Origin of the sequence: Phyllobacterium bourgognense (assembly GCF_003337575.1) — a bacterium.
Taxonomy (GTDB): domain Bacteria; phylum Pseudomonadota; class Alphaproteobacteria; order Rhizobiales; family Rhizobiaceae; genus Phyllobacterium; species Phyllobacterium bourgognense.
In genome coordinates, this window is record NZ_QPJM01000026.1 from 1 (window position 1) to 21,027 (window position 21,027).

The following is a 21,027-nucleotide window of genomic DNA, read 5'->3' on the forward strand; positions in this document are numbered from 1 at the left end:
AAGGTTTGGGGACGCCGGATTTCTCGCCGGCCTACGGCAGGATCTCGCGCATCAGAGCACACTCAACTGATCAGCCGATGTCTTGCCGGACCTCTGGTCCTGCACCAGCTCGTAGCTAACTTTCTGACCATCATTGAGGCTGCGCAATCCAGCGCGCTCAACGGCAGAGATATGTACAAACACGTCTGCGCCGCCGTCGTCAGGCTGAATAAAGCCGAATCCCTTTGTCGAATTGAACCATTTGACGGTGCCTTTGGCCAAGATGAATCCCCCCTGCCACATCAACAACTATCACATCGATAGCGCGATAAGCGCACCGTCACAATAAGGACTTTTGAATTTCGCCAGGCCTTGATCCACTGTGCGGCTCGAGATTTGTGACAATCCTCGCGGCCACAGGCGGATTGACGGCGACCATAGGCTCTGCGAATTTGTTGTGGGGGAGATCATGGCCATCGATTGGATTTCAACGCTGCAGGAGCAAGCGGAATTCGCCAAGCAGATCGCGGACGATGTTGCGCATACACTTGAGATCGCTGATTTGAACACTGCGCAGGCAGCCAGGCTTTACCGTGTGGTCGAGCAAGGCGCCCAGACCTTTGATCGCATCATCGAAGAAATGGAACAGCACGACATTGATGATGACCTCATCCAAGCGGCTGAGACGATAGCCGACATATGGACCAACCTGTCCGTCACGACTGCGAACAAGCTTCGTGTCATGCAGGGCCTGGCACCCATTGAGTTTCCATCAGAGGTCACTGAATAGGGCCGAGCCGGCTGATACGCTGCAGAGATGACGTCTGATGAAACGAGATATCCTTTGAGGAGAAAGATATCATGCCAATTCCGAGACCTCACTATTCCAGAAATCATCCCGAGCGCTTTGATGCATGTCAGTTGGCGATTGAGGACAAGCTGATAGAACTGATCGGCCAAGCATCGGATGTAGGCTGGCACAAAGACGAAATACTGTCCGCCATTATAGAAATAGCCGACAACCTATCGTTGGCGCGGCGTGACGATATTGCGCTTGCGATAGAAACCCAGTTATCGAAATTGACAAAGAAAAGGGACGTCTAAATTGGCTGACGCCAATGATCATCCCGCCGCCTCATCGTTGTCGTCGCATTCAGTCGGGCAGACAATGGGCAACTTGTGCCTGCCTATGATCCAATGCAGTTCGATACCCCGGAAGATGCCACTCGAATGGCGCGCTATCTCGCGGTAAAATGCGCTGGCGTCTTGGCATGGGTTCGCGATGTCCAGCCTGAGGCGGGAGGCTATGGGCCTCCGACGATTCTGTTTCGATCTGGCGACGTCCCGGAACTGGAGTAGCCATCAAACGATCAAGATGACGTGGGAAGCAAACATTCAAAACCTCGTCAAGATTGGCGCGGTCAAAATCATCCGGCGCGATGAAGCGGTCATTCGCCAGCGCCTGACAGATGCTGAGGCATATTTAACGGACACCAGAAAGGTTACCACTACGCAATCCCGCTTCTTGCTGGCGGTTGAAGGTGTGCGCCAGGCAAGTCTTGCCATCGCAAACCATGCCGGGATCAAAGTTATTGCCAACGCCCAGCACAAGGTTGACGTGTCGCAGCTCGCTGCAATGATTACCCGGCTTGAAACCGTCGTTCCGGGTGCAGCAAAAACCTTGGGAGATTTCCGCAATATCCGCATACAACGCAAGAGCGTGTCGCCTGCCCCATCAATCTCGCCGGAGCAGGCTGCCAAGGCAGTGGATATTCTGAAACAGCTTCTCGACCGTGCCCGAATTCTAGCAAGTATCGATAAAGATCCTTAGGTGGCGTAAGGCTGGGACGCAGAAGTAGATCCCAAGCGGGCCAGAAACACTCATGGCCATTTTTCGACGAAACACTCAATATCTACATTGGGCCACCTCGCGAAGAAGATGAATGGCTGAGATGTGCAAGGGTGTTCTGCCCTGCGCACTATGCGACGGGCCTGTTATGCATATTTAGCGGGCCATCTGTAGTCTGTTTGTGGCAATCCGGAACAGGCATACTCATAGGTAAAGCGTCCGGTTCCGATATCTCGACATGCTCAAACAAGCTGGCCATACTGGTTGTAGAACTGATCCCAATCAGAACCAGTGCTGTACCCTCCCCCGCCGCCACGGCAGCCGCTGCTGCTATTAGCGCAAGCAATCGCCGCGGCCCCGACTAGCGCGACGGCAACACCAGCAACTATGGCTGCGTTCTGTGCTTTCACGTAGCCGAGACAATCGCCCGGATAAATATTGCGGTCTTGCCTGAAGGTTGCACTTTGCGTTTTTAGGTAAGCACGACAAATTGATATTTTATCACCCTTGGTTTTGTCCTTGTAAAAGCTTTTGCTTGAAGTAGTACAGCCGGCGCAAATCGCTGCGAGACAATTCTTTTCATTTAGTTCCATCCCAATAACTCCCGCAGGCAATCAACAGACATTGGTCCGCATGTACAAGCCCCCAATGGGATGTGTGAGTAGTTCTTTTATCTATTTTGACGAAGGTTGGCTTTCCCGTTGGCATGAAGCAACGGCCAAAGTGAAATTAAGAAAAAGGCGCGTCGGTTAGCTACATACCGGGTACGCGCATCGCTCTGATGTAAGCCCGCTTAAGGCCTAACCGCGGCATGGAATCCGCACCTGTACAAGTGCGGAAGGGCGGTTAAATATTCGTTGTCTAATAGCGTTCCAAGAGTCAAGGAGCGGTGGGCACTCGTCAACGTCGCCGTGCTGCGGAACACGCTGGGCGGCGTACGTTATTCAGTTCGATCGGGCCTCAGCGACTTTTTTTCTTCAGAGCTATCCGGTGCCGGGAGCAGCGTTGTCTCCGCGGTCGACACATGGTCGCCGCATAATGGGTCTTCGCAGGGTGGATCTTCCTATGTTTGAAGCGCAGTCTCTCAAAGAGCTGCAGCGAACATGAACGGAATGATCCAACCCACGTCCGCAGCACGGACGCTCAGTGCCTCAAATCAGATTTGACGCGCTGAGGTGAGAAGGCTGGTTCTTCGCTTATGCGGTAGCGCCAGCCAATGCGTTGAACACTTCCCCTGTCTTGAGCATGCTATGCATGATAACGGCCAGCTTTCGCGCGACCGCCACTGCGGCGCGCTTGAAGCCCAGCCGCTCACGCAGTTTAAGTCCCCAGCTCCTGAGACTGTTTTCGTTTCTGGCACTGGTTCTTGTGAGGAGTACCGTCGCTGCTTCATAAAGCAAGCCCCGCAGATGGTTGTCGCCTCTGCGTGAGATATGACCGTCATAATCGACTTCGCCGGACTGGTAGCGCCGCGTTGTCAGCCCAAGCCAGGCGCCAACTGAGCGCGACGTTCTGAAGTTTTCTGGATCTTCGATCGCTGCGACATACGAGATGGCGGTGACGGCGCCGATCCCCGGGATCGTCATCAAAAGCTTCGTCTCCTGGCTCTCCCGCGCCGCTGCGAGCAACTGCCGATCAAGATCGGCCGCGCGCCTGCGTATGTCGCGCCATGCCTCGAGCAGAGGCAATATGATCTTTCCCAGGCCGTCATTCCCATCCAGCAATTGCCTAATGTTCCCATCAAATATCCGACCTTTCCCTTTCGGGACAATAAGACCGAATGTCTTCATCAGGCCGCGGATTTGATTGCTGAGCTGGGTCGAGATAGTCAAAAGCTGATTGCGAGCCGCCACCAGTGTGCGCGTCAGCATGCTATCGAAAGCCTTCAACCGGACGGCCTTGTAGAACCCAGCTTCGGCTAAATGGGCCAAGCCATCCGCGTCATTGGCGTCGGTCTTGTTGAGCGTCTCGTCCAAGACCTTTTGCGCGTGCCGCGCTTCGATGCAGATTGCTGGAACCCCCTCGGCTGTCAGCGCATGATAGAACCACGTCGACAACGGCCCCGTCTCGAACACAACGCGCTTGGCGTGCGGAGCGTGTTTGCGGATCATCTCCGCCAGAAGTTTTGGGTCAGAGGGACACTTTCCCCGCCAGATCCGCTTCCCGTCTTGTCGGATCGAGATCGCGGTATCTTTTAATGAAATGTCCAGCCCTATATATTGGTCCACGGTTGCCTCCATTTGATGTTTGGGCCCGGTTCCAATCGTGAGCCCGTATTTCCATCTTATCGGGGGCAACCACCCTCGCCAGCCATCATCTTACAAAAATGGCCTGGGACGATCGCGCCGCGATTACCCCATGTTTGAAAATGCCGACAAGAGGCAATTTCCCGCAAATTCGGATTGTAGCGCCAATGTCGAAAATTTCGCTTACTCTTCCTCGGCAGGTGGGAAACGTTGAGCTTTGGACAGCCACAAAATAACACCGTTCGGAAAACGTCTCTAGGCCAACATATCTTGCGAATTGGTTTGATGCTATATTTTGCATTCGTTGCCCACTTCGAAGCAGTGACCGGAACCCAATATAATGATCGAGAGTGACACGAGGCAGGCAAATTGGCGTCGCGCGAACCCGAAAAAATATGATGCCCATCTGGCGGTGCAACGAGCGCTGAAAGCTGGACAGTTGGAAAGACATGTCTGTGAAGTCTGCGGTATTGAAGCTGTCGACGCACATCACGATCGATACGATGAACCACTGCAAGTCCGTTGGCTATGCCGACGACATCACACTCGCCTTCATCACTTTGGTGAAGACATGTTTCCAATTAAATCGAATATTTGATACCGAGAAACTTGGCCTACTTCAAAGAGCGGGATCATCGACCCTAGTATTCCCTATCAAGCTATGGTGTTAAATCTGCCACCAGCATGCCGAAAACGTTTGCATACTTTGAGTCGAGTTGGCTTCGAATACGAGACCTGATGCAACTTGAAAAATACAGAACGCGAACATCGATTTTGAGCATAGCCCACTTGCACTTAAGCAGACATTGCAGCGCTAGCCCAAGGTCGCATCACTTTTTACGACGTGTGGTTTGGCCGGCACTACTCGTGTTGCGATGGCAGAGCCATTGGCGTCGAAGACGTGGATGTCTTGCGCGCGGGCGGTAAAGTCGATCGTATTCATCCTTGCGTAGGAGCCCGTACCATCAACCTTGATCAAATACTTTCGGTCGGAGCCCTGCATATCGACATAGAGAATTTGTACTTCGCCGAGGTGTTCCACAAAATCGATGATGCCTGTAAGCACTCCGCCGCTCGTCTCTGCTTCGGCGATCTGCGTATTCTCAGGGCGAATGCCAATGCTGATTCTATCCCCTGTTGAAATGCCATCGGGGCGCAAACCAACGTCAAGAGTAACGCCACAATCCGATAGGAACCTTACCGAGCCAGTTGAATCCTTTTCGGCCATTCCGTCCAATATATTCATTGCGGGGGAGCCGATGAATTGGGCGACAAACAGGTTGGCTGGATTCTTGTATAGGTCGAGAGGCGTTCCGACCTGCTCGATATAGCCGTCTTTGAACACAACGATACGATCCGCCAATGTCATGGCTTCGACCTGATCATGGGTTACATAGATCATGGTCACTTTCGGCATGCTTTGCTTTAGCTTCGCGATCTCGATCCGCGTGGCCACTCGTAACGCAGCATCCAGGTTGGACAATGGTTCATCGAACAGAAAGACCCGGGGGTCACGCACTATCGCGCGGCCGATGGCAACCCGCTGCCTCTGCCCACCGGAGAGCGCCTTTGGCAGCCTCTGCAAATAGTTATCCAATTGTAGAATTGCCGCCGCATTGCGCACCCGCCTGTCGATTTCAGCTTTCGGCAGGCCGGCAATGCGCAATCCAAAGGCCATGTTTTCAAAGACCGTCATATGTGGATAAAGCGCATAGGACTGGAACACCATGGAGATGCCGCGCTTGGAAGGCGCCACATTATTGATACGCTCACCATTGATGATCAGATCACCTGACGTGATCGTTTCCAGACCTGCAATTGAGCGGAGCAATGTGGATTTCCCGCAGCCCGAAGGGCCGACAAAGACGATGAACTCACCCGATCGTATGTCGAGGTCTATCCCATGCAGAACCTCCAGGTTGGCATAAGATTTACGTATGTTTCTCAGCGACAAGTCGGCCATCGTTCATTCCTTATGATTGCTTTTCACCGCTCGGCATCAGGGAGCCATGCTGGCGAGAAATCGCGTAATCCAATCGGGTTTTTGGTTGATAATCTCCGCGTCGTTCTTGCGTCGAATGGCCCGGCGCACGATTTTTGCGCCTACATAGCGCAATGGCTCCGGAGGCAGTTTCGTGCGGCGGTCGATCCCAACCAGTCCGCATCTGCTCCACTTGTCATCGCGTTCCAGCACGAGACTTGCCATGATGCGGCCGGCTACAGGGGTCTGCGCGATCCCGGTACCGTTGAATCCCACGGCATAGAAAATGTTCGGATGATTTCTCAAATGGCCAAAAACAGGAAGATGCTGGGCCGTGCAGTCGATCGGCCCGCTCCAATCGTATTGAACCGCAACATTCTTCAGCTGAGGATACACCCGGTGCATCTCGCGAATATTGTCAAAACCATTGTCTCCACTGCGATTGAAGCTTGAGTCGATGTGGTTCTGATAGGAGATGCCGCCTGTTCCACGACCGAAGATGACCCGGCCTGAGGGCGTACGCTGATAATAGAGCACATGGTGCTGTGCATCGCAGATCGATGCGCCGTCGACCCAGCCAATCTCGTCCAATATGTCGCCAGCGGGTGCCGTAGCGATGACCTGGCTGCTGACCACATAGAGATAGGGTTGCAGTTCCGGTATCGCTGAAAGCCACGCATTGGCGGCGAGAACGACTTTGTTGGCAGACAATACGCCTTGACCTGTTCGCAATCTGGTCGGTTGCCCCGGCATGATTTCGGCAACAGGGGTGTGTTCGTGAATCACGACGCCTTTTGAAAGAGCCAGTTGACGCAGACCAATCGCAAGCTTGGCAGGTTGAACAGTACCGGCCTTGTCCTCCACAATCCCGGCATAGGAGACGTCCGAGCCGGTACGCTGCAGAATGTCAGTGCGATCAAGGGTTCGAAAATGGTCTTCGCCCAATGCGCGGCAGAGATCGTAGGCTTTCGACCACGCTCCCTCCTGAGCGGTGGAGCTTGCAGTCCAGAACCAGCCGTCAAGCCGCAGATCCATGTCGATAATGCGGGAATCCTGCAAGGACTTGAGTTCCTCGATGGCATCGGCGGTGGCGCGGCACAACATGAGTGCATCGTCATCACCCACCAGATCCCGCAGCAGGTCGATCTCTGCAAACCAGGTATGGACCTGTCCTCCGTTTCGGCCAGACGCGCCCGAACCGCAAAAGTCGGCTTCAAGAATCGTGATGCGCGTTTCAGGCGCTTGCTCCTTTATGCGCAGTGCCGTCCAGAGCCCTGCGTAACCTCCGCCGACGATTGCCACGTCGCACTCCTGGGTGCCCCGGAGAGGCACGGTACTGGCATCGGCATCTATACTCTGCAGCCAGAAAGAGCGGTCGTCTTTTGCCGCCGCGACAGGTGGTCTCATTTTGATGCTACTCATGCTCATCCCCTTTGCGCCGTACGGATGACGCCGTCGTATTTCTCGAGAAGCCACTGAGGAATCGGCATGATTTCTTGCGGGAACCCGCCAAGATGCGTGCAGGTCTCCGAGGCGCGGATGGCGGAAAGATGCAGCGAGGCAGCCTCGGACCGCCCTTCAACGAAACGCGATATGAGAAATGTCGCGATAAAGCTGTCACCGGCACCGCATGTGTCAACGACCGATACGGGCACCGACCCGGCTGAGTATAGCTCGCTGCCATTGTCATAGAACGAGCCGCGCTTGCCACAGGTAATCACCACCCGCTGCGCACCTGCCTGCTTGAACCTCTCGATAAGCGGTTTGACCGGTTCGGCCGGATCATCAGGACCCGATGCAAAAACGAGCGGCACGTTGTCCAGTGGCAAGTCCAGGTGCCGTGTCGAGAGGTCGACGCTGAATCTTGCGCCGTTCGTCACGAGCTTGCGCACCAGACTTTCGTTCGAATTCGTACCGAGATGAACCCAATCGGCTTCGAGCAGTTGATCGTAATGTTCGCTCTTCGGGTAGAAATTCGCGCCGACACCGAGCGACTCGAGCAGGAAACGCCGCTCGCCCGCGTCATCTGCCAGCAATGTCACCGCTGAACTGCCGGCCGCTATCTCCACGTCGCTTCGATCGAGGCCTGCCTGCTCGATTGCCTCAAGCATGATCTCCGCTTCCTCGTCACTCCCCAAGGCACCGAAATAGCGTGCATTGTAGCCCTGCCGCTTCCACTGCACCGCAACATTGAGGGCATTCCCTCCAACCGTGACAAAACCTTTGGTCAGATAAGCATCAAGACAATTGTCGCCGACGGCGATCAGAGTGGGATTAGCGTTCATCATTGGTCCACATGATCGAGAAGAGGGGCAATTGCTTTCAATGAGCGTTGCCAGGCCGAAACGGGATCAAGCGCATATGAGCCATTGCCGAAGGGCTCGAATGTCAGTGTCCCGGCAAAAGAACTCGCATCAAGTTCGCCCAGATTGTCGTGCAGAGGCAGGTTGCCGTCGCCCCAGACCAGATGACCTGCCGGCGTTCCGTCGACAATGTGCACATGGGAAAGACGCTTGCCGAACCTATCGACATAGCCAGCGACATCATCCTTCGCCGTTGCCATTGCAACGAGATCAAGGACCACGTCGACATTGTCGGCGTCGATCTCACGCCAGAAGACAGACAGCTCATCTGCGTTGTTGACGATGTTGCTTTCGGTGCGCTGCAAAGGTTCAAGAAGGCAGGCTATCCCAAGCCGTTTGGCGTGAGCGGCGATCTTGCTGACGGACTCGGTCGAATTGGCCCATGCATGCTCACGGCTCTCGCATTCGAAGCCGCGGCCAGGTGTGAGAAACAGATATTTCGCTTGCAATTCCGCACAAATGTCGGCCGCAAGAAGGAAACGCTCCACGCTTTTCTCGCGATACGCCTTGTCGCCCGAGGCAATGTTGATGGGATAGAGCACCTGCTCCGGCGTGAAGCAGTGAACCGTCAACTGATTGTCTTCAAGGATGGATTTTACCTCCGCCAAGCGCGATCGGCTGTCGTGGAAGAGATCGAGATGAGGCGCAATTCCCCAAAGTTCCATTCGCTTGAAGCCCATCTGGCGAAGCTGTTCGGCGGCCCATCGAAACGGATGGTGCTGAAAAGAGAAATTGGCTCCGATAAGCTGTTCATGTCTCAACATTCCGGCTGCTCCATTATTTCCCGATGCCTTCGGCGAGGCCTCGAATGAAAAAACGTTGCGCGGCAAAAAACACGATGACAATGGGAAGTGCTGACAAGGTCATGGCCGCAAAAACCACGGCGTAATTCGTTCCGTGTTTCGACATGATCGATGTCAGGCCGACAGGAAGTGTCTGAAGGTCCGCACCGCTCGTAAAGATCATTGCGAAGAGATATTCGTTCCATGCGAACAGGACGTGCAGGATGACACAGGACACCAGTATCGGCTTGCACAGCGGCAAGATCACGCGCCAGAAGATCTGGCCTTCACTCGCGCCGTCCATGACGGCAGCCTCGTCGAGATCACGCGGGAGGCCAAGCATGTAAGCGCGGATTAGGAAGGTCGTGAACGGAATGCGGAAGGCCGTATAAAGAATGATCAGTGCCCAATAGGTATTATAGAGGCCCAGCTCCTGCATCATGCGCACGAGCGGAATGACAGCGACCGTCGGGCTCAGCATGAGACCGCCGAGCACGATGCCGACGAAATAAGGTTTTCCCGGTAGCTTCGAGCGCGTCAGGCCGTAAGCAGTCCAGGCGCTGATCAGTACGGTGCAGATCGCCGATCCAAGCGTGACGATGACGCTTGTCGCTATGTAGTTGCGTATGCCCTGGTTCCACGCGGATACGTAGTTGCCAAGCGTGAAGTTCGTCGGAAGCGCAAACGGATTTCCGAAGATCTCCGAGTTGCTCTTGAAGCCGTTCAAGGCCATCCAGACGAGGGGATAGATGACGACGATGCCGAGGCTGACAAGAAAAGTGACGAGGCAGACTTTTGCGAGGACGTGAACGAAATCAACGCGCTCCGTCTCGAGGGTTCTAACATCGACGCTCATAGATGAACCCTCCGCCTCTTCGTGTACCAAAGCTGTCCGAAGCCGGTCAGCAGGGTTATGACAAAGATGACGGATGCAACTGCCGCGCCATAGCCGAAATCGTTCTCGATGAAGCCTTGTTGATAGAGCCAGGTTCCTAGCACCTGGCTGCTATTGTTGGGGCCGCCAGCCGTCATGACCATGACTTCGTTGAATACCTGGAATGCACCGGTAATCGTGACAATCACCATCAGTGCCGTCATCTCTCGGGTGAGCGGCATCGTGATGCTCCACAGGCGGCGCCAGGTGCCCGCTCCGTCCATGATGGCTGCATCGTATAGCTCGAGCGGTATCTTTTGGATTGCAATGCCGAATAGCAGCGTCGAATAGCCGAAACCCTGCCATTGGCTCATGGCGATGATGGCATATATCGCCGTTTGCTCTTCGCCTAGCCAAGCGCGCGACCAGTTCCCCAAACCGATTTGCGTAAGCGCCGAGTCCAGGAGACCGATGTCCGGCTGATATATGAAATAGAACAACAGACCCGTGACGGTGATCGAAATGGCGGAGGGTATGAAGTACACGGCTCGCCAGAACCTGCGCCATCTTTCGTTGTCGAGGCCCTCAATTATCGCGGCCAGTACGAATGCGCCGAATACCTGGAATATGATGGAGATGACTGCATAAAGCGTGTTGTTGAGGATTGAAGTCCAGACGATCGGGTCACCTTGCAGGCGCCGGTAGTTGTCCAGGCCTATGAATGCCGTCTCGCCGGTGAAAATATCCTGGTTCTTCGTACTCACGACGAAATTGTCGATGATCGGATAGTAGACGAACCACAGGAGGAGAACGAACGCTATGAGGACCCAGCGCAACGACGCCAGCGTCGCCAGCATGCCGGCATGATCCGCATCGGCTTTTCTTCGCAGGGTGAAGCCTGCCTTGGCGGCTTCACCCTTATAGTCATGTTTCATGACAGTCATCGTCTGACAGCTTTCTTACTTGGAAGAGGCCGCAGCTTTCTTCACCTGTTCCAAGACCTGCTCTGGAGTCAGCGAGCCGCCAATGAGTGCCTGCAGGCCCGAAAGCCAGGCAGCTGCCACGCGTGGTGGATTGGCGGTATCCAGCCATGGCATAAGGTACGAAGAGTCTGCGATGATCTTCAGTCCACCGACGACCGCAGGGTTCATCGTGTCTGTAGAATAGCCACCGACCGTCGCACTTGGCTGACCGTACGGTGGAGCCGACAGGATTTTGCCGTTTTCGGCCGATGTGACGAATTTCATGAAATCGATGGCGAGCGGAATGTTCTTCGAGGCAGCATTGATCATGTAGCCTTCCGGTGCGCCTTCGATCGACTTCACGTCGCCCTTGGCATCTTTCGGAGCAGGCAATTTGAAGTAGCCGAAATCGTCCTTCTTCAACGCCCCATCAGCAGTGCTCTGATCGAATTCGATGATTTCCTGATAGTACATTGCAGACTTGGCATTGCTGAATTGCTGTAGTGCCGATGCATAGGACGAGCCGTTTGTCCCCGCTCCATCCGAGCACTCATCGATCAACTGCTTGAACTGCGTAAGGCTGACGACATAGCCCGGGTCTGAATACTCGGCCGTTGCTGGCTTGAAATCCTTTTCGAGCGTCGCCTGCGGCACATTATAGGCGAGAAGCTGTCCCGCGTAGTGCACGGCCGGCCAGCCTTCCTTGTTGCCGAACGATATCGGCGTGACGCCCGACTTGCGCAAGGTTGCGCAGGCGCTGAGCAGCTCATCGAAGCTCTTGGGTTCAGCAACACCCGCCTTTTCGAACAATGGCTTGCTATAGCCCATGAACTTGGCGTCAAGGTAAAGGGGGATACCATAGAGCTTACCGTTATACTGGAAGGCGCTAACGGCGGCATGTGCGAGTTTCTTGCCCCACTCGGTGTCCGGGCCAATCACCTGTGTCAAATCGACAGCGCGATTGCCGCGGACGAAGTTTTCACCCCAGCTGCCAGTCCAGCTGAAGTAGATGTCGGGCAAGGAATTGGAAGCAACAAGCGCCTTTGTCTTGCCCTTCACGCTGTCGTCGCTCTCTTGAATGAGCTCGACTTTGACGCCCGGATGAAGCTTCTCGTATTCTTTCGCCACATTCACAAAAAACGGTGAAAGCTGCTGTAGACCGAACTTGGTCAGAATGCTCACAGTTCCCGAATATTCGACTTTTGCAGCGGGATCCGCAACGACCGGATCTTTTGCCCATGCGGCACTGACGCCGCCGGCAATCAACCCGGCCGCTACGAAAGACGCGAGACTTGTAGTGCTCAAAAACGCAATATTTTTCATTTCGAGTTCCTCTCTTTGGTTTTCTTTAATTGCATCCAAGTTCCTGCGGTCCCGGTCCGGTTTTATCGAACCGGGAACAGCTCAATATTCGACGCGCTTGTAGTAGCGGCGCGTGGTGAGTGGATGGTCGCGCAAGACCTCCAGGTGCGCGCTCAGGCGCTCCAGCATGGTTGCGAGGATAACCGGCGATATCAGCTTGCGCGTCTTGTCGGAAACGCCCGGAAGTTGCGCAGAGGCAGCATCCAGAACGCGTACCTTGTCCGTGTAGCGTTTCGCAAAATTCTCGACGCGGTCGGCCAAAGGACGGCAGGCGTCTTCGCCCTTGAAAATGAACAGGCTTACGCCGGGCTCAACTAGTTCGAGCGTGCCGTGGAAAAAATCGGATGCATGAACCGGACGCGTGCGTATCCATTGCATCTCCTCGAGGATGCACATTCCGTAATAATGCGCTTGCGGCCAGACCGAACCTGCACCCGTGAAGATGTGGTAATTCTCATCCTTGATCTCTTTAGCCAGCGTCGCAGCGCGCGCCTCGTAGTTCTCTTTCACCGAGACCAGGAGTTCCGGCAGCAGCTTCAGTTCCGCCACTGTCTTGTCGAAGTCGGCAAACTCGTTGCGTTCAGCAAGGAGCGCTAGAACGATCAGCAGCGTTTGCAGGTAAAAGGACTCCGATGAGGTGTCGTCTTCCGCAAAGTTGGTGAAGTTATAATCAGCGTCGCTACCCAACGGGGTGTTCTTGTGGCCGGTAAGCGACAGTGTCTTGACGCCTCTTTCCTTCAGGAAGGACAAGAGCTGCACGCTTTCCTTGGTGGTTCCGGATAGAGACGGGAGAATGACCAGCGCCCTTTCGTCCAGACCAGCGGGGGCTTCCAGAATAACCTGCGCAGGAAACGCTGCAGACACCGGAAAAACCGTCGAAGCGCGCGCAAGCTCAATCGCGGGCTGGGTGAGAAATTGTACACCGCCCGTACCCATGAAGAAAACGCGTTCCAGACCATCATCAAGCAACTTGCGCATCAAAACGCGCACGTCTTCCGCAATGGCAACTGCGCCACGTTGTATGTTCACGAAGCGATCTTTATCGAAGTTGAGCATTAAAACCTTCCCGTTTGCGCATTTCAAGATCCGCCCTCAAGAGCGCGATCCAGTCCTGGGCGAATGTTCGTTAAGACCATGTGAGATCGATCTCACATGCATTAAACGCACAAGATTTCGCTGCTGACAAGCAGGTTTTTTGATTTTTTCGAGTGGGGTCGGTACGACTTAACCTTCGGGCCTGCGGCTCACTGAGCCTCGGATCAAGAGCTTGGTTTCAAAGCGAATTTGTTGGGGCGGGCTGCTTTGTCCCGAAAGTTTTTCGAACAGGAGCCGCGCTGCCGCAAGCCCGATTTCCGATACAGGCTGCGCTACAACTGTAATTTGAGGATCGGTAAACGTCGCCAGATTGAAGTCATCGAAGCCGACGAGCGAGACGTCGTGCGGGATTGAAATGCCCATAGCGCGAAAGGCCAGCAGAGCTCCTTGCGTCATCAAGCTGTCGACGGTGAAGAGAGCCGTGGGTGGAGTTTTCTGACTGAACAAACGAATTGTTGCATCGATCGCGTGTTCCACGGTTGATTGAGACACGGAAATCATCGCGTCATCGGGAGTAATGCCACCAGCCATGAGCGCACTTTGATAACCGCTCAAGCGCTCGCGTGACGTGAAGATGCGCGTGTCATCCTGCAAAAGGCCGATGCGGCGATGGCCCATCGCGATCAGATATTCTATGGCCTTGCGTGCACCGCCCTCGTTGTCGACCACAACACTGTCGCATTCGATACCCTTCACGACACGGTCGATCAGGACCAACGGCACATTTTCCTCTATCAGGCGCTCTAGATGGAAGGTGTTCTCATCAGACGTCGGCGCGACGATGAACCCTCGAATACTGAGAGATTGGAGGCTTGCCAGCAACGAAACCTCTTGTTCCAGATCTTCTTCACTGCTGCCGATGATGAGATTGTACCGATACTTCCGCGCCAGCACCTCGATATCATGCGCGATCCGGGCGAAGAACGGATTCTGTATGTCACCGAGAATGCAGCCAATAATCGGCAACTGACCATTGCGCAGGGCTTGTGCTAGGCGGTTGCCCCTGTAGCCGAGCTTTTCCGCAGCTTCATGAACTTTTCGAGCTGTTTCGTCGCCAACGTAACCATAGCTGTTGAGAGCGCGAGCAGCCGTTGCACGCGAGACGTTTGCGTAAGCCGCCACATCCTTCAATGTCGCCGGTTTCTGAGCCATTTCACCCTTCTCGAAAGCAAATCCATTCCACCACTCTCGCTCCTTGTATCCCTGGGCTGCCGGTTAGCATAGGGCGGGCGCCGTAGGAATTCGGCTACGAAGGTGAAACGATGTTCCCGCTTACAAGAACGTCGGAAATCTCACTTTTTGAAATGTCTCCATACCGCGATGAAGTATAACGCCATCGCTTCTTTGCATTACTCTGCGTTACGGGTGGGTGTACGTTCAGAACCGCGTTGGTCTGAAAGGCTCCAAAAGAGGGTTTGCTTGCCCAGTCGCAATTTCACCCGCCATAAGTTCTCCGGCAATTAACCCCAGGGTTGCACCACTATGGCTGAAGGCGACGTAACAGCCCTCCACCTCCTGCACAGGACCGAATACGGGCTCGCCGTCCCCTGGAATCGGCTTGGGGCCAATACCGTAGCTCGCAACCGCAAGTTTTGGATTGCCCGCCAGAACGTTCGAGGCCGCATCGAGAAGTCCCAGCATCGTTGATTGGTCCACGTGATAGGTGCCATCCGGGAGCGTCACGACCTCTTCCTCGGACCAGGCGGAATCAAGGGCGAAGCCGCCCGAGGGTAATGGCCGGATGGCGACGCGCGGCGTGTTCAAAACTGCGCGTAGAGGATGATCAATCGGCTCTGTACGCACGAGGAGCGCAATCGGCGTCGCATCGGGAATTGGCTTGCCGATCTCCATGGCCATGGAAGGAACTGCCGGCCCGGTTGCAAGCAACACTGTGTCCGCGCCTATCTCTCTGCCATCTTCCAGCATGGCCGCTCTGGCCCGTCCGCCAGGCGTCAACAGCCTGGCGCGGCCTCCATCTGTTATCACCTCGCCGCCAAGTGTCTGAAATTCGCTTATCAGAACGGCAATGAGCGAGGGAAGATCTACCCATCCTTCACCCGGGTTGAAAATGGCTCCTTGGGCTGGGACAGACCGCGCGTCTACACCGGGCGTAACCGACGCTATCTCGGCGGCAGACAGCAGGCGGGCGTCATAGCCTATCGATCGCTCATGGACAAAAACGTCGGCAATTCCGTTCTCGGAGTCGTCGGCATCCCACGTCAGTCCGCCATCGAAACGCAGCCAGGCGGCGTCCGGATGCGCCGCTGCCTGGCTGCGATAGCGATCGATCCCGGCGAGGCGCAGGTAGTGGTACGCCGCCGAACGCTGGCGCGCGGAGTTAAGCCAGGCGAGCGAGCGTCCCGATGCGCCCCGCGCAAGCGGTCCATCATTGACGAGGACGGTCCGTACACCCTGGCGTACCAGATGCAAGGCAGCAGATGCGCCGAAGATGCCGCCGCCGATCACGACGACTTTCGAGACTACGGGAGCGGATAGATTCATGACGTTACTTTCATATTGTTGAGCTGGTTTATGCCTATTCCCGCAGTACTGGTTGTTACAGCACTTCAGCCAGGAACCGCTTCAGGCGGGGACTTTTTGGATTGTCGAAGATTTCGGATGGTGAGCCTGTTTCGACTACGCGGCCTTCATCCATGAAGATGACCTGGTCGGCGACCTTGCGGGCAAAACCCATTTCGTGGGTGACGACCACCATTGTCATGCCGCGCCGGCCAAGATCAGCCATGAGATCCAGTACGCCCTTGACCAGTTCCGGATCGAGTGCGCTTGTCACCTCGTCGAAGAGGATAACCTCCGGCTCCATCGCCAATGCACGTGCAATCGCCACACGTTGTTGCTGGCCGCCGGAGAGCCTTCCCGGCCGGTGATCCTTGCGTGACGCTAGTCCGACATCGGCGAGGCTGGCTTCAGCGATCCGCCTTGCCTCACGCTTGGGCAGGTGCTTGATCCTGACGAGTGCGAGCATGACGTTTTCCAACGCCGTATGGTCCGGAAACAAGTTGAAATGCTGGAAGACCATGCCAACCCGCCGGCGAAGCGTTTCAGGCTTCATCGTCAGGATTGTCGTTCCGTCGAGGAGAATATTTCCGGCCTTCGGTTCGACGAGCCGGTTCAGGCAGCGCAGCAGCGTTGACTTGCCAGAGCCCGAGGGTCCGATAACGCAGGTTACCGAACCGGCCTTTACCTCAAGGCTCACCTTTTTGAGAACGTTGAGGTCGCCATAGGCCATGTCGAGTTCGCTGATGGCGAGGCTGCCGCCGGTGAACCGTGGTTTTGCCGGATCGATCCTGGCCCTGTCAGGTTCGGCGCCAACGGGTGTCTGGCGGCCGACGGCGTCCTCCAGTTCACCGACTTCGACGAGACCGCTGGTGAGTTCACCGGACGTTTGTTTCCCTGTCCTTAGACTGTTGTCGATAAAGTTGACGAGGTGGGTAAGCGGAACAGTGATGATCAGATAGAACACCCCGGCAAGCAACAGCGGCGACAGGTTACCCGTGACAACCGCCTGGTCCTGCCCGACACGGAAAATCTCACGCTCCGCCGCCAGCAATCCAAGGAAGTAGACAAGGCTGGAGTCTTTCACATTGCCGATGAACTGATTGACAAGCGCCGGCAGTACGCGCCGGACCCCTTGCGGAATGACGATGAGGCGCATGCCTTGCCCATAGCTCATGCTCAAGGCGCGGCATGCTTCCATCTGGCCGCGCTCGACGCTTTGAATTCCCGCGCGGAATATCTCGCCGATATAGGCACCGGCGATCAGGCTGAGCGCCAGAATGCCCAGCGGATAGGGAGACGGGCCGAAGAACTCTCTTCCAATGCGAGCAAAACCCTGGCCTATGAGCAGGATTGTCACAATGGCCGGCAGACCGCGGAAGATATCAGTGTAGATGCGGGCCGGCATCCTCAGCCAGAGCGATTGAGAGATGCCCATGACGGCAAGAATCATCCCGATGATGACGCCGAGTACCGTCGATGCGGCGGCGAGGATCAACGTGTTCTTCAACCCGACCGTGATCATTGTCGGCAGGACCGCTGCCATAGCCTCCCAATCGAGGAAGCTGCGACGCAGGTTTTCCATCCAGTCCATGCTGTCCCCCTTGTCGTTAGGTCAGCCCGCAAGCGGGCGGGCTGCAGCCTGCGTCAGGTATTATTGCTTCTTCGGAAGGTATTGATCCGGCATGGGCGAGCCTGGAAACCATTTCTCGTAGAGCGTCTTCCAGGTGCCGTCCTCCATGGCAGCATGCAGTGCCGTATTGAGCGCCTCGCGGAATGCATCGTTGCCCTTGCGCAAGACAAATCCCGCCGGTGCATCGAACGAGGGAATATTCGCCGCGATTTTAAGGTCGGGGTAACGTTCGCTGTATTGCTTGGCGGCCTCGTAGTCGAGGAAGTGGGCGTCAACCGTTCCATTGTTCAGGGCCGAAACCGCGGAATTGTTGTCCGGGAACTTGACCAGGTCCGTGCCCGTGAAGTTTTTTTCCGCATAGGTTTCCTGAAGCGTCCCCTGCACGACGCCTAGGCGCTTGCCTTGCAGACCTTCGGGAGAAACCATCGCCTTATCCGAGGTCAGGACAGATAGGTAGCCGGCGAGATAGCCATCGGAAAAATCCACTGTCTTCTTCCGCGCGTCCGTGGTTCCGATCGCGGCCACGGCCACGTCGAACCGCTGGTTGGCGACAGATGGCATCAAGGCAGAAAACTCCTGGCCGGTGAAGATCACCTGGTCCTTCTGAAAGCCGAGACGGCTCGCGACATTAAGAAAGAATTCGATGTCGAAACCGGTAAACTCGCCCTCCGCGGTGGTGAATGTGTATGGTTTGGCGTCGCCCATGGTGCCAACGCTGATCACCTTCGGGTCGATCAGGCCGTAGGGGTTGTCACCGGCGGCCTGCGTTTGCGCGACGGAGAAAAAGCCGGCCAGTATCAAACTCAATGCAACTGCGACCCGCCTGGCCGCCCGTGCGAACATTTTGGTTCCGTGAATGCTTGTCATCTGTTGTTCTCCTCTGACGTTTTGCACTTCTTGTCTGAGACTGCGGGAAATCCCGGCTGTGACCGTCCGGAACTTCCAACATTTCTCAAAGCGAACATTGTACTTGGAGACCGGTCTCTTATTGCGTGAGACCGGTCTCAATGATAATTGATATATTCACATTGACCTCCCGTCAACAACTCTAGTAGTCGTCAGCAGATGAATAGTTCGAACCCCAGGATCCACTCGGTCACAGTCGCCGATGTGGCGCGAGAGGCAGGTGTCTCGAAGGCTACGGCCGCTCGAGTATTGGGAAATTATGGGGTCGTCAGCGAGAAGATAAGAGGCGATGTATTGGCAGCCGCCAGGCAGCTGGATTATCGCCCCAATGAACTCGCCCGGAGCATGACGACAGGAAGATCCGGTATCATTGGCGTTGTGGTCGGCGACATCGAGAATTCTTTTTTCGGCTATGCCGTACGTGGGATCAGCGACACGGCCCGTTCTGCGGGTTTCAACGTCATTCTGGCAAATTCCAGCGAGCAGATCGAGATGGAGAAAGCCGCCGTCCGGGTATTGATCGGCAAGCGCGTCGACGGCCTCATCGTAACCCCGTCGGAGTCCCGTGACATTTCACACCTGCGCGACATCCATCGCTCGGGCCGGCCGCTTGCGCTCCTCGACCGTGCGCTTCCCGATTTCGACGTCGACACCGTAACCGTGGACGATCGCAACGCGGCCCAGCGCGCCACAGAAATCTTGACTGCGTGCGGCCATCGAAGGATTGCCTATATCACCGCTGTCGATTTCGCAGGGCATGAATACACGGATTTGGGGCAGATCTACACCTCTTCCGTTCGCGAACGCATAGAGGGCTTCATGAATGCCTGTAACATAGCCGGCGTTCCACCACAGGACCGGCTGGTTATGCTGGGGGCGACCACGCCGCAGGCGACGGCCGAGATCACCACCAACCTGTTGTCTCGCCCGAGCCCCCCGACGGCTATCATCGCATCGGATAGCGTCATTGCTCTCGAGATCTTCAAGGTCGTCCGGCAGCGAGGCCTGCGCATTCCTGAAGACCTGTCGCTCATAACATTTCACGATGCGGATTGGACAACCGTTACCAGCCCCCCTATTACTGTTATCGACCAGCCTGCCTATGTTCTTGGCCAGACGGTGGCAGAGCTTCTTATTCGGAGGCTTAAGGGTGAAGCCAGACCGCCTGAGCGGATCATCGTTCCGACTTCCATCATCGAGCGTGGATCCGTTGCCCCGCCAGCAATGCAATGTAAAATCTAATAAATATTGGGGACCTGCGAGGGAGTGAGGGCGTCCGTTCAAACTCGGACGTGATTGATCGCTGCTTAACCTAATTGTTATTCTTGAGTGCTTACTACTGAGACGCAGAAATCAGGAGACCGGGGAAATGCTCAAGTTCATGTCCGCCGAAGGGCAGCCTGTTTACGTTAACCCGCATATGATTGTAGCGGTCCAGAAATATCCTGATGCGCAACACACAACGATTCACACTTTAGGGCCGCAAAGTCCTAGTCACTTCTGCATCCTGGTGAACGAAGAGCCGGAGGCGGTAGCAACGCAGTGGCGGGAAGCCATCAAGCAGAATTCTTCTTTATAGTAGTAACCTATTCACGTTCACCCCACTTCGTTATCGTGTCCACATGGATGAGGACTTGCACCAACACACTGTGCAGGTAACCGGTCACCCTGAACCGAAGCTGCCAGACAACCCAAAATGCTACCCCGCGAAACGCCCGCGGGCGCGGATTGTTATTCTTTAGGAGTGGCAAAACATGGAAGGACTTAATTTAAAAACCGCTATCAATCGTATGGCTTCGCCGAAGCTCTTAAAGCAAATCAAGGCTCAGATGATTCGCGAAGGCACCCAATCCGAGTCAATCTCCGAAATCCTTCGCAAGGCCGAAGGCGGCTATATGCGACGGCGTGTAAGGTCATCAGGCAAAGCCTGAAGAAACCCGAACTCAATAAGTGAATTCCTGGGACGATAGTCCACGGTCGAGCTGGCAGCCGAGATGATCGTGTCGTAGGAACCGGCGAGCGAGACGATCCGGGCTGCGAGCAGCACCCTGGGCAGCCTTGCCGGCCACCAGCACATGGATGTCGCTTCCGGCCGCTGGCAATCTTGGAAGCAGCCGTCAGCGCCTTGGCGGTTGGGTCGGAGAGCGTCGCATTGTCGTGATCGGCGAGAAGAAGAATGGTCATGGTCGTATTTCCTGTCGCGATCTCTTAGAGGACGCCCGCTTCGTGTGTGAGTTTGTCGACCAGCTCGGCGAATGTCTTGATCTTGATACCGGCCTTGCGGCCACCCGGCTCTTCGGTCTTCCGCACCTTGAGGGGCGCGCTGGTGTCGAGGCCGAAATCGGCCGGGGCCTTCTTGTCGATCGGCTTCTTCTTCGCCCTCATGATGTTCGGCAGCGAGGCTAGCGCGGCTCGTTGAGGCGCGGGTCGGTGGTGACCACGGCCGGCACCCCCAGCCCCTCCAACGAGGAGGACGCA

22 protein-coding genes and 2 pseudogenes are annotated in these 21,027 nt (G+C 55.6%); 7 read left to right on the plus strand and 17 right to left on the minus strand.

The window, feature by feature from the left end:
• Nucleotides 1-51: 51 nt before the first annotated feature.
• On the minus strand, nt 52-261 hold the full coding sequence (locus C7476_RS25270; protein ID WP_114432728.1) for a cold-shock protein: 210 nt from the start codon (nt 259-261) through the stop codon (nt 52-54).
• Nucleotides 262-448: 187 nt separating this feature from the next.
• On the opposite strand from C7476_RS25270, the gene C7476_RS25275 reads away from it, so the two are divergent.
• From C7476_RS25275 to C7476_RS25290, 3 genes are all read left to right on the plus strand, one after another.
• Nucleotides 449-769 (plus strand): hypothetical protein, encoded by a 321-nt coding sequence (locus C7476_RS25275; protein ID WP_114432695.1) that lies wholly within the window; start codon nt 449-451, stop codon nt 767-769.
• Nucleotides 770-840: 71 nt separating this feature from the next.
• Nucleotides 841-1,083: a hypothetical protein gene (locus tag C7476_RS25280; RefSeq protein WP_114432696.1), complete on the plus strand. Its 243-nt coding sequence runs from the start codon at nt 841-843 to the stop codon at nt 1,081-1,083.
• 202 nt (nt 1,084-1,285) lie between these two features.
• Nucleotides 1,286-1,810: a hypothetical protein gene (locus C7476_RS25290; RefSeq protein WP_147274737.1), complete on the plus strand. Its 525-nt coding sequence runs from the start codon at nt 1,286-1,288 to the stop codon at nt 1,808-1,810.
• A gap of 260 nt (nt 1,811-2,070) precedes the next feature.
• Here the strand turns inward: C7476_RS25290 and C7476_RS25295 are convergent, their stop codons facing one another.
• Nucleotides 2,071-2,421, minus strand: coding sequence for a hypothetical protein (locus C7476_RS25295; RefSeq protein WP_114432699.1), 351 nt, complete (start codon nt 2,419-2,421; stop codon nt 2,071-2,073).
• A 603-nt stretch (nt 2,422-3,024) separates the two neighbouring features.
• Nucleotides 3,025-4,056 (minus strand): IS110 family RNA-guided transposase, encoded by a 1,032-nt coding sequence (locus tag C7476_RS25300; protein ID WP_114432729.1) that lies wholly within the window; start codon nt 4,054-4,056, stop codon nt 3,025-3,027.
• A 358-nt stretch (nt 4,057-4,414) separates the two neighbouring features.
• On the opposite strand from C7476_RS25300, the gene C7476_RS28955 reads away from it, so the two are divergent.
• Nucleotides 4,415-4,672, plus strand: coding sequence for a hypothetical protein (locus C7476_RS28955; RefSeq protein ID WP_114432700.1), 258 nt, complete (start codon nt 4,415-4,417; stop codon nt 4,670-4,672).
• 216 nt (nt 4,673-4,888) lie between these two features.
• Here C7476_RS28955 and C7476_RS25310 read toward each other — a convergent pair whose 3' ends face one another.
• From C7476_RS25310 to C7476_RS25365, 12 genes are all read right to left on the minus strand, one after another.
• Entirely contained in the window at nt 4,889-6,037 is a 1,149-nt protein-coding gene (locus C7476_RS25310) for an ABC transporter ATP-binding protein (protein ID WP_114432701.1), read from the minus strand.
• A gap of 36 nt (nt 6,038-6,073) precedes the next feature.
• Complete coding sequence (locus tag C7476_RS25315) at nt 6,074-7,477, minus strand: NAD(P)/FAD-dependent oxidoreductase (RefSeq protein ID WP_114432702.1); 1,404 nt, start codon at nt 7,475-7,477, stop codon at nt 6,074-6,076.
• 2 nt (nt 7,478-7,479) lie between these two features.
• Nucleotides 7,480-8,343 carry a PfkB family carbohydrate kinase gene (locus C7476_RS25320; protein ID WP_114432703.1) on the minus strand — a complete coding sequence of 288 codons (864 nt, stop codon included), beginning with the start codon at nt 8,341-8,343 and terminating at the stop codon, nt 7,480-7,482.
• Nucleotides 8,340-9,182, minus strand: a complete 843-nt coding sequence (locus C7476_RS25325; RefSeq protein ID WP_114432704.1) for a sugar phosphate isomerase/epimerase family protein — start codon at nt 9,180-9,182, stop codon at nt 8,340-8,342. The genes C7476_RS25320 and C7476_RS25325 overlap by 4 nt, the downstream gene beginning before the upstream one ends.
• Nucleotides 9,183-9,195: 13 nt before the next feature.
• On the minus strand, nt 9,196-10,056 hold the full coding sequence (locus tag C7476_RS25330; protein ID WP_114432705.1) for a carbohydrate ABC transporter permease: 861 nt from the start codon (nt 10,054-10,056) through the stop codon (nt 9,196-9,198).
• Nucleotides 10,053-11,009, minus strand: a complete 957-nt coding sequence (locus C7476_RS25335; RefSeq protein ID WP_245426572.1) for a carbohydrate ABC transporter permease — start codon at nt 11,007-11,009, stop codon at nt 10,053-10,055. Before C7476_RS25335 ends, C7476_RS25330 begins: the two co-directional genes overlap by 4 nt.
• A 24-nt stretch (nt 11,010-11,033) precedes the next feature.
• Entirely contained in the window at nt 11,034-12,359 is a 1,326-nt protein-coding gene (locus C7476_RS25340; protein WP_114432707.1) for an ABC transporter substrate-binding protein, read from the minus strand.
• 81 nt (nt 12,360-12,440) lie between these two features.
• Nucleotides 12,441-13,454 carry an SIS domain-containing protein gene (locus C7476_RS25345; RefSeq protein WP_114432708.1) on the minus strand — a complete coding sequence of 338 codons (1,014 nt, stop codon included), beginning with the start codon at nt 13,452-13,454 and terminating at the stop codon, nt 12,441-12,443.
• Nucleotides 13,455-13,622: 168 nt separating this feature from the next.
• Nucleotides 13,623-14,645, minus strand: coding sequence for a LacI family DNA-binding transcriptional regulator (locus C7476_RS25350; RefSeq protein WP_114432709.1), 1,023 nt, complete (start codon nt 14,643-14,645; stop codon nt 13,623-13,625).
• 225 nt (nt 14,646-14,870) lie between these two features.
• Nucleotides 14,871-15,995 (minus strand): NAD(P)/FAD-dependent oxidoreductase, encoded by a 1,125-nt coding sequence (locus tag C7476_RS25355; protein WP_114432710.1) that lies wholly within the window; start codon nt 15,993-15,995, stop codon nt 14,871-14,873.
• A gap of 55 nt (nt 15,996-16,050) precedes the next feature.
• The gene (locus tag C7476_RS29190; protein ID WP_114432711.1) at nt 16,051-17,604 is read right to left on the minus strand and encodes an amino acid ABC transporter permease/ATP-binding protein; all 1,554 of its coding nucleotides are present in this window, start codon (nt 17,602-17,604) and stop codon (nt 16,051-16,053) included.
• Nucleotides 17,605-17,664: 60 nt separating this feature from the next.
• Nucleotides 17,665-18,510 (minus strand): ABC transporter substrate-binding protein, encoded by an 846-nt coding sequence (locus C7476_RS25365; RefSeq protein ID WP_245426574.1) that lies wholly within the window; start codon nt 18,508-18,510, stop codon nt 17,665-17,667.
• A gap of 198 nt (nt 18,511-18,708) precedes the next feature.
• Here C7476_RS25365 and C7476_RS25370 point away from each other — a divergent pair, with 198 nt between their 5' ends.
• The 3 genes from C7476_RS25370 (at nt 18,709) to C7476_RS28405 (ending at nt 20,480) form a co-directional block, all read left to right on the plus strand.
• Nucleotides 18,709-19,791, plus strand: coding sequence for a LacI family DNA-binding transcriptional regulator (locus C7476_RS25370; RefSeq protein WP_114432712.1), 1,083 nt, complete (start codon nt 18,709-18,711; stop codon nt 19,789-19,791).
• A 127-nt stretch (nt 19,792-19,918) separates the two neighbouring features.
• Nucleotides 19,919-20,128 (plus strand): hypothetical protein, encoded by a 210-nt coding sequence (locus C7476_RS25375; protein ID WP_114432713.1) that lies wholly within the window; start codon nt 19,919-19,921, stop codon nt 20,126-20,128.
• A gap of 175 nt (nt 20,129-20,303) precedes the next feature.
• On the plus strand, nt 20,304-20,480 hold the full coding sequence (locus C7476_RS28405; RefSeq protein ID WP_181872608.1) for a hypothetical protein: 177 nt from the start codon (nt 20,304-20,306) through the stop codon (nt 20,478-20,480).
• A 47-nt stretch (nt 20,481-20,527) separates the two neighbouring features.
• Here the strand turns inward: C7476_RS28405 and C7476_RS25380 are convergent.
• A pseudogene (locus tag C7476_RS25380) lies at nt 20,528-20,733 on the minus strand (electron transfer flavoprotein subunit alpha/FixB family protein); the annotation flags it as partial.
• Nucleotides 20,734-20,757: 24 nt separating this feature from the next.
• Nucleotides 20,758-20,999: pseudogene (locus C7476_RS25385) on the minus strand (electron transfer flavoprotein subunit beta/FixA family protein); the annotation flags it as partial.
• Nucleotides 21,000-21,027: the final 28 nt, after the last annotated feature.

Coding starts and splice junctions, on each gene's coding strand:
- C7476_RS25310 (WP_114432701.1), bottom strand. CDS start 6,037: ATGGCCGACTTGTCGCTGAGAAACATACGTAAATCTTATGCCAACCTG.
- C7476_RS25290 (WP_147274737.1), top strand. CDS start 1,286: ATGGGCCTCCGACGATTCTGTTTCGATCTGGCGACGTCCCGGAACTGG.
- C7476_RS25335 (WP_245426572.1), bottom strand. CDS start 11,009: ATGAAACATGACTATAAGGGTGAAGCCGCCAAGGCAGGCTTCACCCTG.
- C7476_RS25375 (WP_114432713.1), top strand. CDS start 19,919: ATGCTCAAGTTCATGTCCGCCGAAGGGCAGCCTGTTTACGTTAACCCG.
- C7476_RS29190 (WP_114432711.1), bottom strand. CDS start 17,604: ATGGACTGGATGGAAAACCTGCGTCGCAGCTTCCTCGATTGGGAGGCT.
- C7476_RS25295 (WP_114432699.1), bottom strand. CDS start 2,421: ATGGAACTAAATGAAAAGAATTGTCTCGCAGCGATTTGCGCCGGCTGT.
- C7476_RS25330 (WP_114432705.1), bottom strand. CDS start 10,056: ATGAGCGTCGATGTTAGAACCCTCGAGACGGAGCGCGTTGATTTCGTT.
- C7476_RS25370 (WP_114432712.1), top strand. CDS start 18,709: ATGAATAGTTCGAACCCCAGGATCCACTCGGTCACAGTCGCCGATGTG.
- C7476_RS28405 (WP_181872608.1), top strand. CDS start 20,304: ATGGAAGGACTTAATTTAAAAACCGCTATCAATCGTATGGCTTCGCCG.
- C7476_RS25350 (WP_114432709.1), bottom strand. CDS start 14,645: ATGGCTCAGAAACCGGCGACATTGAAGGATGTGGCGGCTTACGCAAAC.
- C7476_RS25275 (WP_114432695.1), top strand. CDS start 449: ATGGCCATCGATTGGATTTCAACGCTGCAGGAGCAAGCGGAATTCGCC.
- C7476_RS25345 (WP_114432708.1), bottom strand. CDS start 13,454: ATGCTCAACTTCGATAAAGATCGCTTCGTGAACATACAACGTGGCGCA.
- C7476_RS25280 (WP_114432696.1), top strand. CDS start 841: ATGCCAATTCCGAGACCTCACTATTCCAGAAATCATCCCGAGCGCTTT.
- C7476_RS25365 (WP_245426574.1), bottom strand. CDS start 18,510: ATGACAAGCATTCACGGAACCAAAATGTTCGCACGGGCGGCCAGGCGG.
- C7476_RS25340 (WP_114432707.1), bottom strand. CDS start 12,359: ATGAAAAATATTGCGTTTTTGAGCACTACAAGTCTCGCGTCTTTCGTA.
- C7476_RS25355 (WP_114432710.1), bottom strand. CDS start 15,995: ATGAATCTATCCGCTCCCGTAGTCTCGAAAGTCGTCGTGATCGGCGGC.
- C7476_RS25315 (WP_114432702.1), bottom strand. CDS start 7,477: ATGAGTAGCATCAAAATGAGACCACCTGTCGCGGCGGCAAAAGACGAC.
- C7476_RS25325 (WP_114432704.1), bottom strand. CDS start 9,182: ATGTTGAGACATGAACAGCTTATCGGAGCCAATTTCTCTTTTCAGCAC.
- C7476_RS25320 (WP_114432703.1), bottom strand. CDS start 8,343: ATGATGAACGCTAATCCCACTCTGATCGCCGTCGGCGACAATTGTCTT.
- C7476_RS28955 (WP_114432700.1), top strand. CDS start 4,415: ATGATCGAGAGTGACACGAGGCAGGCAAATTGGCGTCGCGCGAACCCG.